The sequence below is a fragment of the Bacteroides sp. 14(A) genome, assembly GCF_000526555.1.
In the GTDB taxonomy this organism is placed as follows: domain Bacteria; phylum Bacteroidota; class Bacteroidia; order Bacteroidales; family Bacteroidaceae; genus Bacteroides; species Bacteroides cellulosilyticus.
The window spans coordinates 1973204-1987909 of sequence record NZ_JAGH01000001.1 but is presented as its reverse complement, the minus strand read 5'-3'; the positions used below and the strand labels follow the sequence as shown (position 1 = coordinate 1987909).

The following is a 14706-nucleotide window of genomic DNA, read 5'->3' as shown; positions in this document are numbered from 1 at the left end:
ATTATACTGTATCTTGTTACTATTTCATTTGCTTAGGTTCCACCACAAACCACGGATTCAGTAAATTCTCTTTATTGTAACAAAGCGGCTCTTCTTTTCCAGCCTGATAAACTTCCAATCCGGCAGCACGTGCTATAGCATGTCCTGCTGCCGTATCCCATTCCATGGTAGGTGCAAAACGAGGATATACATCCGCCTTTCCTTCGGCTACAAGGCAGATTTTAATGGAACTACCACTAGATATAAGTTCTACTTCCGAGTGTTGACGCTTCATTTCTTCGATATAAGCCTCCGTCTCCGGAGTTAGATGCGAACGGGAAGCCACGATTACAAATTTTCCTCTTTCGGTAACAGAAGGCAGACGGGTAGCGGATGCAATCAGTTCATCCAGTGAAGCATTTCCGCGAGAAGTTACATTGGAGAGTTTGTATGCCCCAATGCTTTCTTCTGCAAAATAAAGTTCCTGTTTCACAGGAAGATAAATAACTCCCATTACGGGTACTGAATGATTAACCCATGCGATATTTACAGTAAACTCTCCATTTCGTTTAATAAACTCCTTGGTACCGTCCAGAGGGTCTACAATCCACAAAGCATCCCATCCACAGCGTTCTGCATAGGGTAAATGTTTCCCTTCTTCACTCAGAATGGGAAAAGGAGTATCGCACAGAAAACCGGTAATCGTTTCATGTGCCTTGCGATCCGCAATGGTTAAAGGGGAGTTATCCGCTTTTTTTTCTATTTCAAAGTCCGATGCCGGGTCATTATAGATGGAAAGAATGTCTGCACCGGCTTGCAGAGCAGCATCTATTGCGCTTAATATATATTTTTGTTCCATATATGGTATCTATACTTACACATAGTGTGCAAAATTAAAAACTTTTTCATCCTCAAAAGTTTCCGGGCTTCGTTTTATAACTTCTTTTAAACTACCTAATACATTTATAAGCACTTTTCACAATCAATAAATCAAAAAAGGAACTCCAAACGTTGAAGTTCCTTTTTCGTCTACTTTTACCTAATCTCTACTTACATCTACTTTTTATTTTCCACAGCTTCACCCGCCCATTCTACGGCACCTTTTTCTTTCAGCTTTGCCGTGATTTTTTTGGCTTTCTCCATGGCAACACTTTCATCTTCAGGGGAAGCATAAGCATGCTTATACCCCTTCACTTTATTCCATTCGCCACGGGTAAAGTCCGGGAAAGCAACGGCTGCACAATTGTTGTCCATAGACAATTCGCCTAACTCGGCCAGACAACACCATTCTGCCAAATCATAGACATCCATATCTAAGGGAAGTCCATTTTGCAGGCAATACACCAAACGGCTATCCATAATAAAGTCCATGCCACCATGACCACCAACTTCTTTTGCCATTTCACCATATTTCTTCAGGATGGGATGCTGGTATTTCTGCACTAGAGCTTCCATATCTTTTTTAGGCATAAAACTATGGGAATTCAAGTTATCTACCTCAGGTGCAACTCCCGACGCATTCAGCTGTTTTGCATCCAATGCATAACCTTCTATCGGATATTTATTTGCGAACCCCTTGGTACCGGTCAACTGATATAGACGGTTATAGGGTTGCGGAGTCATCACATCATGTTGTATCTCAATCACCTTTCCATTTTCCGTACGAATCAACGTAGTTGTATGGTCACCGTTACGGAAATTCTCACAAGGCTGTCCCGTTCTTTCTTCTACCAACGACTTACCTACTACCGATTTGGTGTCCATAGCAACGAGTGTCTTCATACGGTCACCACGATGTATATCCAGCGCTTGCGCTACAGGACCAAGACCATGAGTGGCATATACATCTCCCCGATGCTTCATATTATATTCCAGACGCCAACCCAGTTTGTCATTTTCACCATTCTTCCAGTAATGATCCCAGAAAGGTTCCAGATTATGAATATAAGCTCCCTGGGCACGAACGACCTCCCCAAACACACCCTGTTGCGCCATATTCAGAGTATTCATTTCAAACCAGTCATAACAGCAGTTCTCAAGGATCATACAATGTTTGCGAGTCTTCTCGCTCATATTTACCAATGCCCAACACTCTTTCAAGTCCATAGCAGAAGGAACTTCGATGGCGACATTTTTATTATTCTCCATCGCACACATAGCGACAGGGAAATGATGCAGCCAATCTGTTGCGATATACACCAGATCTATATCATCCCGTTTACACAATTCTTCGTATCCTTTTTCACCTGAATATATAGCTGCTTTAGGCATAGAAGCTCTCTGTAAATACTTCTGACATTTCTCTGCCCGTTCCTTTTCATAGTCACATAAAGCAACGATTTCTACACCCGGAATATACGTAAAACGTTCTACAGCTCCGGGACCACGCATTCCCAAACCTACAAATCCCACACGAACCACTTCCATTTTAGGTATCGTCAGCCCTATTACACTTGTTTGTTCAGCCGGACGCTCGGGAGTTTCTACAACAATCGTTCCCTTGTCCCAACTCCATTTTGTCCCTTTGTCTGAAACTTGTTGTTCAGACGATGTTTTAGTTGTGCACGCAACTAGCGCAATACACGCGCTCAGCAATAAAAATTTAAATTTCTTCATACATAAATTATTATTGTATTCCCTTAATAAGAGGAATATGTTATTCATAATATTACAAAATTAATAATTATAACGTAGTGACTTGTCTACATCGCCCTTTGCCCTCACTGGTACAAATGTAAATCCCCATTCATAATTTTGGTTAGCAGGTATCGTATAGCCAGGCTGCACTTTTGCTCCCCAACTGTCATAACCAGCCACTCCTTGCTGTCTCATATCCACACAAACCTCCACAAAATTTCGAGGAACAATATCATTAATATGAGTCATTTTCCGTATCAGATTTCTAGCTTCATCCACATTATGCTGATTAATTTCCTCTGGAGAACGATTCCTCCATTGATATGGACGCGATGATTCTTCCGAATCAAAATCCTCCACCGTATTTCTCAAAGCATTAAAGCCTATAGTCTGTTTAGCCTGAACTAGCAGGCCCCGACCATTTTTATCAGTCAAAGCTACCCAGCGTGTATCCGTACGATGACCGTTTTCTTGTGGACGAACATAATCTACATACATGAAATCAGCAGTAGTCTTGTAACGTCCTACCATACTTCCTGCATTACGGTCAATGTAATTTTCTTCGGGACCACGCCCAAAGTATTCTACTACATTCAGACTTTGTGGTATACGGAAACGCACACCAATACGAGGTACTTCGAGCTGATCTTTATTCTCTTTCTTTTTACCGGGAGTATAAGTGGCAAGATGAGTATCTTCCTGAACTTCAGTCCGTATAGCTTCCTGATCAGTTGCAGTAAATTTCACGTTCACATTTATTATTCCATCCGGATATATTCTATAATCCATCAAGTATTGGTTGCCAGCCGGTAAATTATATACTACACTCAGAACTGCATTTTGCCCTTCCATACTTATGGAAGCATTACTAATATTAAAATTATGACTTGAAGTTTTCCAAATCAACAAACGTTTCGGATTTGTATTCCCATAATCATTATCATTAGGTGCCCGCCAGAAGTTGGGTTGTACTCCAAATCCTCGGTCAAAATACTCAGTTCCATCCACTTTATATGAAGTAACCAGACCTGAATCACGATTAAACTCAAAATAAACCTTAGATGAAGAAACAATCAGATTATTACCTTCTTCTTTAAAGCTCAAAGTAGGTCCCGCAGCTTTATATGCCGCTTTATCAACTGTTACCGGAAGTCTGAATTGTTCATATGCTATTTCGTGTCCAACCGGTATCAGAGGTTCCGGCTGAGTAGTGACTACACTGAAATGCACAAAATACTCTATTCCAGCTTTTCCCTGCACATTCTTCACCGGAATAGTAAATTCCTTTTCTGCTTGAGGAGCGACATCCAATAATAACTTCCCTTTTTTCAGCACCATACCATTAGCACGTAATTCATATTGGATGGTATACTTTCTCAAATTAGTAAAATAAAATCGGTTGAACACTCGATACTTACCGGAAGTTGCATCAACAACACTAAACATCACATTCTGATGCACATATTTCACTTCCGCCATGGCAGGATGCGGTTTGCGGTCAGGACCGACAAGTCCATTACAGCAGAAATTACCATCACTCGGCATATTTACACCATAATCGCCCCCATACGTCCAATACTTACGTCCATTCTCATCTGTTCTTAATAATCCCTGATCTACCCAGTCCCATATATATCCCCCTTGAAGATTAGGATATTTATAAATCTCTTTCCATTGATCCCATAGATTACCATTTGAATTTCCCATTGCATGAGAATACTCCGACGGAACCACCGGCCGGTCAGACCCAGTTTCACCAATATACCTCAGCCATTCTGCGCTGGGATATTGGGGTACATACATATCCGTATTCCATTCCCACTGTGCACGTTCATAATTCACCGGCCTGTCCATGAGTTCCTTATCCTGTCCTTTTATCCATAAATATGTCTGATAGAAATTGTAACCATTACCAGCCTCATTTCCCAAAGACCAGAATGTAACAGAAGGATAATTCTTGTTCCGTTCGTACATATTTGCAGTACGATACAGATGTGGCTTCAACCATTCCGGATTATTGCCCAATGATCCACCTTTGCGCAAATCGTAATACATTCCATGTGATTCAACATTGGCTTCATCGTATACATAGAGCCCAAACTCATCGCACAATTCATAAAACCGACGGTCTTGCGGATAATGGCAAAGACGAACCGTGTTCAAATTATTACGTTTCATCAATTCAAAGTCCTTGCGCATCAATTCTTCCGTTACATAATGCCCCGTTTCTTCATTATGCTCATGAATATTGACACCTTTCAACTTCAAAGGCTGACCATTAATAAGTAATACGACATACGGTTTCCCATTTTTAGCAATTTGATCAATCGCTTTGATTTCAATACGCCGAAAACCAACATTGAAAGGAATAATCTCCGTCACTTCATTTCCTTCTTTCAACGTAATCAACAACTTATAGAGATTAGGAGCTTCTGAAGTCCAGGTTTTTACTCCAGGCAAACTTGCATCAAAAGTAACCGTTTGAGTTTCTGAGCTCTTTACCTCACAATCACTTACACCATTAACTGCAACCTTACCGGAAACTTTATCTATCAATTCATAAAACACTTGCATCTTTTTACCGGCAAGAGCATGATTACGAACATCAACAGCCAACTTGAAAATACCATCCGTATAACTGTCATCCAATGTAGAGATCACCCTGAAGTCTTTTACAGCTACTTTTGGCTGAGAATAGAGAAACACATCGCGCTCAATTCCACTCAGACGCCAAAAATCCTGACACTCCAGATAGGAACCCGTACTCCAGCGAAAAATCTTCAAGGCCAATGTATTCTTACCATTCCGGAGATATTTATTTATCAAAAACTCCGCAGGATTTTTAGAATCTTCATTATAGCCAACTTCATTTCCATTCAGATACACATAAACCCCGGATTTAGCGCCCGCAATATGCAAATAGATATCTCGTGACATCCAGTCTTCCGGCACAGTTATTTCCCGACGATAAATACCTACGGGTATATCTTCCGGCAATTGTGGCGGTTGCGGATTAAGCGCTTTGAATTCATATCCGTGATTCGTATAAATAGGTGTACCGTATCCTTGCGCTTCCCAATTTCCCGGAACCTGGATATCACTCCAACCATTCATATCAGCTACAGCCTGAACAGCATCTCCCGGCAAACTACGATGCGAATCCGAGTAATAGAACTTCCATGTTCCATTCAGCAATTTATAGTATTTACTATTCTCATATTCCCCGCTAAGTGCAGACTGACGGCTATCATACGTCATAAAAGCAGTGCGCGGTTCTTCCCTGTTCACCGAAACTGTCTGTATGTCCTGCCAATACGGAATTTTAATCGTTTTCACTTCACCTGCCATTACTGTAAACAAAGCACCTAACAGACATACTGCAACTAAACTTATTATATTTTTTTTCATACTATCAGATTATTAAATTTCATCGCATACAAGGTGAACACATTTCAGATATGTTTCAAACGTGTCCCAAATATAGATATTATTTTTTTTCTCCAAAACTTTCCTGTTGTAATTCTACTTCACGCAATTCATATTTAGAAATCCTTCTTTTCAATCGTAAAATTTCCTCTTTCATTGAACTGAGTTCCAGATCGTCTGTCCCGTGAGTTTCAACTTTTTTTTCGGCACTGTTCCGAACCTCAACCGGATTATAAATAAAGCGCATCACAGGCTTCACAGACTTATATTCAAACTCACAAGGAACAATAGCATGTACTCCTTCTCCCAAGACTTCTGCCCGAATATTTATCTTTCCTGCATTTGTTGTCGCACGAATCAAGACAGGGGCACTTCCCCAATGGGCCGGTACAGGATTGCATGCAATATCGCAATCCCCTAACAATGTAGCCTCACCCGTAACCGTAAAACGTACAGAAGTATTATTCAGTCTCTTTACCGTACCTTCCTCATCTACAATCTCCGCTATTAACGTAACAACATCTGAACCATCAGCATGCAAAGGCAAACCGTCATCATCTACACGAAGGCGCAGACTCACTGGCCGCCATGAAGGATACTTTTTATTGGTTACCACAATCTTACCGTTTACCAGCCCTTCTGCCAATATATATGCTTCTTTTCGTTTTCCGGAACGGGCCAAAGCCTTCAATTCCATAAAATGAAAAGCATCTTTGAAAGTAATAATAGGAGAAGGCATTTTGCACTTATCGGTAGAACGTTGGTAAACGTATTTTTTACCATTCTCAAAAACAGTCAAACGCACTTCTTCACAATTAGAATAAACTGTAACGTCTTCTGATGAGAAAGGTGTCATCTCGTTCGCTACATAGACCATAGGACCACTCTCTGCCGGAAGTTTGTCCAATTTGTCAAAAGGCCTCTGTGCCATAAACATATAATAAGACATTTTGGGCTGGCGAAAAGCATCCATTATTCCACCATAGAACGGTTGAGGATGATATCCGCGTTGATGATCAAAGGCATGCCACAAAGTTCCACCTACATGTGCAAGTTGCGAAGCGTAGAGTGTCTCCAGGCATGTATAAGGATAAGCAGGAGAAGCATAATGTACAGCTTGTTGTAACATAGGACTTTCTCCCCACGAACGATGTACCCTACTGTTTGAATTATGGGAATTCCAATCATCTACATTATCCCCGAACTCCCGAGTAAAGTACATGATTTCTTCTTTCAACGTACCGGCATTATAAACCGATTTCTTACCAGCGGACACAGATGTAGGATGAGTGTAAATCACAGGAAAATAATCACTTCCCGGTGATCCCGGATCACAGGCAGAAAGAGCTTGTTCATACGGGTATTCTTCATCGACAGTTTTCTTCGCATTATGAGCATATTCCTTAGGAAAATGTGTTTCATTCAAAACCGGTTCCCACATAAAAGTAGAAGGATGATTACGATCACGACGAACCAGACCACGAATATCAGAGTAGGCTCTTTCTGAAAAAACCGGTTCATCATTCCAGAATTGCCATCCGGCAACAGCCAATATCGTTAAAATACCGAATTCGTCACAGGCATCCAGAAAAGCTGGATCATGAGGGTAATGAATACAGCGTACAACACGAATTCCCGCATCACGCAGTTTTTTCGCATCGCGCCAATGTAAAGAATTGGGCAGTGCGTTACCGATAATAGCAAAATCCTGATGACGATTAACTCCTATCAGCTTATCCCGATAAGGTTTATTATTCAAGTACAGACCATCTCTCCCTCTGTATTCTATTTTACGAATTCCTACTTTCTGTAACATTCCATCAATGAGGATACCATTCCCATCTACCAGTTTAATCTCTAACTGATGCAAAATAGGAGAATCAGGTGTCCAAAGCTCCGGACACTCCACATACAGATTCACATCATAATAATTTGCCCTGCCCTTTCGTAGCGAGAGTTTTTTTACTCCTCTGCTAATCTCTTTGCCTGAGATATCCCGTAACGTCAGCATAAGCTCTCCTTTAAACAAACCTGACGACTCATTACGCAAATGAATTTTCACACCTATTTCAGCTTTACCTTCCGAAACAAAAGGGTAATGGATAAAAACACCGCCCCCTGCAATTTCATCTTCATAATTAGCATCCGTAATATGTACTGGATTATGAGCTATCAAGAAGCAATCCCTATAAATTCCTCCAAAATAAGTAAAGTCCAAAGCTTGCTGGGGTTTGCCAGGCAGAAATGAGGGATCATCACTATTATCCGCACAAATAGCCAATGTATTAGCCGTCTCAAAATTCAATCCTTCCGTTACATCTACGATGACCGGCAAATAACCATTATAATGTTCTCTAAGTAACTTTCCGTTAAGCCAGATCCGTGACTTACCCATTATACCTTCAAAGTGCAGATAAACTATTTTATTTTTTAGATTCTCAGGCACAGAAAAGGTTTTCCGATACCATGCCTCTCCTTGATAATTAATATTACCACTTGCCTCTTCAGGAAGTAGTTCGATTCCATGTGGTATACTCACAATATCCCATAAAGAGTCATCAAAATCTCTTTGCCATGCATCCGGACAACTTCCTTTATGAAATCTCCATCCTACGTTCATATTATATACTTCACGCCCACTACCGGCAAGCTCATAAAAACCTGCCGTAGAAAAATGCGATTCACCAGCCTGCAAGCCTGAAGCGAAAATCACCAATAAAAAAAACACAATAGTACACATCAGTCTATTATTTCGGGTTATTTACTCTTTTCCAACTCTAAAATCCTCTGAAAAGCCTTTATCTTCTCCAGCTATCTATCGCCAACTAGACTATTTTTGTTTCTTACTATATCTTAATAATGCCTCCAGATAATAATAATCAGCATATACTAAAGGAACATCTATCTCACTTCCATGAGGAATGCTCCCTACGCTATGCATTAAGATAAAATTACAGTTCGTTCCCGACTCTGCCAAATAGAGCGGAGAAGACAAACTCTTCAATATATGTTCAGCTGCCTGTTCATACTTTTCTCCATCATCCACATAATCCGTCAATTCCAGAAAAGCAGAAGCTGCAATTGCCGCTGCTGAAGCATCACGTGGCACTTCTTTAAACATCTGAGGGTCATAATTCCAATCCGGAACAAATCCCTCCTGCCCCGCATTGAAATCCCAATATGGTACTCCGTCTTCCGGCAGATTTGGATGATTCAGCCAGAAGTCGGCTGTATGGATCGCCATATCCAAGAAATCCTTTCTTTTTGTTTCACGATAAGCCATCGTATAGCCGTAAATAGCCCATGCCTGTCCACGTGCCCAAGCAGAGTTATCCGAAAATCCCTGACAAGTAGCTTTATGAAGTACTTTTCCCGTCTCTTCGTCATAATTCACTACGTGATAATTACTGTAATCTGCACGGAACTGATTCTTCGCAGTAGTTTCCGCATGTGCATTAGCGATATTTGCATAAACAGAATCTCCTGTTACTTTCGTAGCAAAATACAGAAGTTCCAGATTCATCATATTATCAATGATTACAGGATAAAACCATTCATCTATTCCGTTCCACGCTTTTCGGTAATTCCATGACTCTATACAACCCGTTTTTTGATTAAAGCGTGTACATAGTGAACGGGCTGATTCTACCAGAATATCTTTATAGGTTTCGTTACCGGTCAAACGATATGCATTACCAAAGCTACAGTACATCAGAAAACCGATATCATGATGGTTTGTCAGTTTTTTCAATGGTTCGAGAGCTTCAGTCCATTTTATTGCAGACTCTTTCCAGTTTTCATTGTGATTATGTTCATATACATACCACAGACATCCCGGATAGAACCCTTCGGTCCAATCATTCTTTTTCGTAGTTTTCAATTTCCCGCCTTTTATGGTACGCGGATACTCATTAGGTTCCGGTACCACTTTCAACTGAGCAGAAAGTTGCAGTTCAGCTCTCTCAAAACCACGAGACACAATATCTTCCTCATTTTTTGTGCTGCACGAACAAAGAATAAGCAAACACAATATCCAAAGTTTATTTATTTTCATCCTTAATCCTTTTTACCTAAATATTTATTATTATGTCTATAGTCCATAGTGGATAATTAGTAGAAAGGCCGTTCTGACTTTTTAATGTAACAACGGCCTTCCTTTGTTTATATTTACCACATTTGCTAATCCCAACCCGGATTCTGCTTCAATTTGTCATTCTTGAAAAGTTCCGTATTGGCAATCGGATAAAAGTATAACTTATCATCGACCAAACGTGTATCCAACAATTGCCTTGTATAATTTATACCTGATTCTTCCTTCGTTATCTTCACTCCATAAATATCTTTTAAGGCGTCCAGCTCTTTCCAGCGACGAAGATCCCAAAAGCGATGTCCCTCAAAGGCAAGTTCAACTCTACGTTCATTCTTCAGACGTTTCAGGAAAACTGCAGGGGATAAAGTTTCGGACAATGCGGGCATCTTTACCCCATCTCTGCCGCGAACTTGATTTACAGCTTGTAATGCGGACATGCCACATTTTTCATTCGTAAATGCAATGTCATCATAAGCATTGACCATAGCTTCAGCATAGTTTAGCAACACTTCTGCATATCTGAATAATATCCAGTTGTGATGAGCTTTTGTAGTTGGTGCACCTGCCTCAAAACTTATACTACTGTTGACATACTTACGCAAGTAGTACCCTGTCGTCGTAGCATTAGTCAATGGCAACCCGTTGCTTCCTCCTTCCCATATTTCCACTTCCTTATCTGCCGGCCACTTCATACTGTTATGAACGATGGTCAGATAAAAACGAGGATCTCTCTGAGCATAAGGATTCTCACGCATAGCTTCATTAGTCCAATCAAAAGGCTCACCGTTATTCATTTCAAATGCGCTTGCCAGATTTTCCGTCGGGCAAGTAGACGTTTTCCCGCCTGTCACCCCCATAGGAAAGTTAGAAGCCTCAAAACCATTATTCTCTCCGTTAGGACGTGCCCAAATAACCTCTTGACTTCTATTATTCTGTGTTCCGAACAGATTTGCAAAATTCTTATCCAAAGTATATCCCAAAGCAGATTGGTTACCAATAATCTCATAGGCAGCTTCTGCGGCGGCAATCCATTTACTTTTATCGTTATCCGGATTGAACAAAGGACTTGCAGCATATAATGCAGCACGAGCTTTCAACGCCAGAGCAACTCCCTTCGTCACACGTCCGGTCTCCTGCTCTTTTCCAAAGTTTGTATAACTCACCGGAAGCAGTTGCGCCATTTCGGTACATTCGGAAATAATAAAATCTAAGATCACACCGGCTGCCACAGGCTCAGCATTATTCGCCTCCTCTTTAGTAACAACTTTTGTTATTAAAGGAATATTCTTATAGCGCTTCACCAACTCAAAATAGAAAAATGCCCGCAAGAAACGAATCTCATACTCATAATTCGGATATTCTTTCATCCAATCTTCATACTCGTCTCCATACTTCCAGTCTTCAAAAGTCAGTCCTACCATATTTTCCAAATAGAAATTAGCGTCGTGAATCCCTGAATAGTAGTTAGAGAATTTGTCATCAATCGTAGTATTGGCAGACCAAGTTCCATTAACAAATCTCTGCACGTTTGATGTTTTGTAAACATGTATGGCATCATCTGTAGCTGCATCTTGCATAGCACCGTCAATACTGCAAAAGTCTTGAGGCAAATAACTATAGACATTCGTTACAAACTGCTTGACGCGTGCATAACTCCCTTGAATCTGTTCTTTCGAATAATAATCCGATTCGTTACAATCCATAAAATCACAAGCTGCAAATAAGAACAGTGATAGAAATATTATTAAATACTTATTTATTGGCTTCATATTATTCCACTTTTTTAGAAAGATAAATTAAATCCAAATGCATATTGAGTCATAGTAGGATGTGATGCACCAATAGCCTCTGGATCACGAATGTCAATCCCATCAATACAGAACAAATCATGCGCACGGGCAAAGATTTTAGCTCCACCCAGAAAACCGGTTTTCTTCAATAGTTTTTCCGGAAACCTGTAATACATTTCCAATGTCCTCAACTTCAAAAAGGACGCATCAGCCACCCACAATGAATTATTGTTGTAGTTATTATCTGATCCTGAATAAGTCAGGCGCGGGAGGGTACCGTTTGGATTCGTTTCACTCCAACGATTTTCGTAATAATAAGTAGAAATCGTATTATTACCTACTATAGGCCGATAAATACTTCTTGTATCCAATAACTTGCTGTAATTACCTGTTCCCTGGAACAAGGCATAGACACCCCAACCTTTATATTCCGCTCCTAGATCAAAAGAATAATATATTTCGGGACATGTAGAGTTATATCCCAATGCTACTTGGTCATAAGCATCTATCCGGTTATCTCCGTTTTGATCCTTAAACATCAGATCTCCAGGACGCACATCGCCCAGATATTGCTTAACCTCACGATTATCGATTTCTTCCTGAGACTGATAAATACCCATCACTTCATAACCAAAAATCTGATTTAAAGAACCTCCTGTACGCTTCTGATAATCATGGGGGCGATACTCTTCATTTTGATTTATAATTTTATTGCGCACAAATGAGAACTGCCCACCCAAGTGGTATGTGAAATTTGAAATCTTATCGTCCCAGTTCAGAGCTATTTCAATCCCCTTATTATCAACAACTCCGTCATTGACATTCGGTACCGACATACCCAATATACCAGAGACTGCATTTCCGCCAGCAACAAGAATGTCTGTACGATGATCATAGAAAGCATCAACAGCCAATGACAATTTATTCCATGCCTTGAAATCAACCCCGACATTCAGCTTATGAGATTTTTCATATGTAAGCCCCTCAACTCCTAATTGAGTCAACTTCATGCCACTCATAGAAGTAGGAGCATTCTTAAAGAAGTATGAGCCTCCGCTACCATAGATATCCTGAAATAAGTTCACAGCGTAATCAGCACGCCCGGAAACACCATACGAAGCTCTCAATTTCAAGAAGTTCAGCCAGTCATTCTTCAGGAAACTTTCTTCTGAAAGAATCCAGCCGGCACCAATAGCCGGGAATATTCCCCAACGATCATCGGGGTCTAATATACTGGACGCAGAACCGGACAATGACAAATCCACTAAATAGCGATTATTATATGCGTAATGTGCCTGACCTATTACATCCATGAAAGCCCGCCCTGTATTACGTCCCTTTGACTTTATCTTATCCATGGAGTACATGAAAGTAGCATTCAAATCATGCTTACCCCACTGTCTGGACAGGTTAGCATAAGCCTCAAAGTTGAAGTGAGTGGTAACAGAACCTACACTTTTAGAATAAGAGAGTGTACCTTCATTGGCATGAGTATTAAATTCTTTTTCCCCTGTCTCCAAATTCAAAACCGCCGACTCGTAACCAAAATTCTTCGTATTGCTATCCCAATAGGCAGCAGTGTTGTCCAAAGCAACTTTAATACCACCGGTTAAACCCGGTAATAGAGCTGCCAGATCCTGTTTCAAATGTATATCGGCAAACAAGGCACGGGTCTGAGAACGCGCATATCCTTTACCCGAAATATTAGCAACCGGATTATTGCCATAAGTCGTAGTACCTCCCCAAATACCTCTTTCCGTCTTAATGGGAAACGCAGCGGCAGGAACCTGATATAAGGCTGTAAAAATATCACTAACCCCTGTTCCCGGACGATTATGTTCAGAGAAGTTGCCCAATAAGTTCAATTGTACAGTTGTAGTAGGTGAAGCCGCAATATCTAAATTTGTACGAACATTCAGCTTGGAATACTTAAGTTGAGTAGAGTAGCCATCATTATCCTCGGTAGGCTGCAAGATTCCACGGTTATCCATAAAGTTTAACATCGTATAGTAGCTTACAAACTTACCGCCACCACGCGCCGAAAAGGTTATATTATCACCATAGCTGGCTCCTCTCAGTGTCTCGTCTACCCAATCTACATTAGGATAAAACAACGGATTGGTCTGGTTTTTAAAAGCATCCAGTTCTGCCACCGAATAGCGTGGCATCAAACCATCGTTCTTCATTGCCTCATTCAACGCAGATGCATAAGTATATCCATCTACAAAATCGGGTAAACGCTTCGGAGTAGCCATATTGAACTCATAAGAAAAACTAATCTGAGGAGAAGTCAGACTACCCCGTTTCGTTTTAACCAGAATTACACCGTTAGCGCCACGAATACCGTATAAGCTGGTAGCTACCGCATCTTTCAGTACACTGACCGATTCTATTTCTTCTGAACTTAATTCCTTAAGAGAACGTTCGAAACCATCGACCAATATAAGTGGACTTTTGGAATTCAAAGTCCCCATTCCACGCACATACAAAGTGGCTCCGTCTTCCCAAACCGCACCGGCATTTTGCAACACCTGCAATCCCGGAAGCATACCAAACAATTGATTCGTAGCATTAATGCTATTCTTATGCGAAAGTTTATCGCTGGTAGCCGTAGAAACGGCACCGGTAACCTCTCTTGCATCATGAGTAATATTGCGGCCGTAATCTATCACCACTTTATCCTTATGAATCGTCAATGTGTCTACTTGTGCCATCAGGTTGAATGAACACAGCACACTTGCCAATATGATATTTATCTTTTTATTCATACTCTTTTTTATCTAT

The 14706-nt window shown here is 40.7% G+C and carries 7 protein-coding genes; all 7 read right to left on the bottom strand.

Going from position 1 to position 14706, the window contains the following annotated elements; translation table 11 throughout:
• Window positions 1-19 precede the first annotated feature (19 nt).
• Window positions 20-838 carry a 3'(2'),5'-bisphosphate nucleotidase CysQ gene (cysQ, locus tag K429_RS0107405; RefSeq protein ID WP_007214386.1) on the bottom strand — a complete coding sequence of 273 codons (819 nt, stop codon included), beginning with the start codon at window positions 836-838 and terminating at the stop codon, window positions 20-22.
• A 197-nt stretch (window positions 839-1035) separates the two neighbouring features.
• On the bottom strand, window positions 1036-2595 hold the full coding sequence (locus K429_RS0107400) for a Gfo/Idh/MocA family protein (RefSeq protein WP_025726513.1): 1560 nt from the start codon (window positions 2593-2595) through the stop codon (window positions 1036-1038).
• Window positions 2596-2655: 60 nt separating this feature from the next.
• Window positions 2656-6024, bottom strand: a complete 3369-nt coding sequence (locus K429_RS0107395; RefSeq protein WP_025726512.1) for a glycoside hydrolase family 2 TIM barrel-domain containing protein — start codon at window positions 6022-6024, stop codon at window positions 2656-2658.
• 79 nt (window positions 6025-6103) lie between these two features.
• A complete protein-coding gene (locus K429_RS0107390) occupies window positions 6104-8782 on the bottom strand; it encodes a glycoside hydrolase family 2 TIM barrel-domain containing protein (protein ID WP_025726511.1) in 2679 nt (892 codons plus the stop codon).
• Window positions 8783-8872: 90 nt separating this feature from the next.
• Window positions 8873-10096 (bottom strand): glycoside hydrolase family 88 protein, encoded by a 1224-nt coding sequence (locus K429_RS0107385; protein ID WP_007217760.1) that lies wholly within the window; start codon window positions 10094-10096, stop codon window positions 8873-8875.
• A gap of 125 nt (window positions 10097-10221) precedes the next feature.
• On the bottom strand, window positions 10222-11901 hold the full coding sequence (locus K429_RS0107380) for a RagB/SusD family nutrient uptake outer membrane protein (protein ID WP_007217759.1): 1680 nt from the start codon (window positions 11899-11901) through the stop codon (window positions 10222-10224).
• A gap of 14 nt (window positions 11902-11915) precedes the next feature.
• Window positions 11916-14690: a SusC/RagA family TonB-linked outer membrane protein gene (locus tag K429_RS0107375; RefSeq protein WP_025726510.1), complete on the bottom strand. Its 2775-nt coding sequence runs from the start codon at window positions 14688-14690 to the stop codon at window positions 11916-11918.
• Between the last annotated feature and the right edge of the window lie 16 nt (window positions 14691-14706).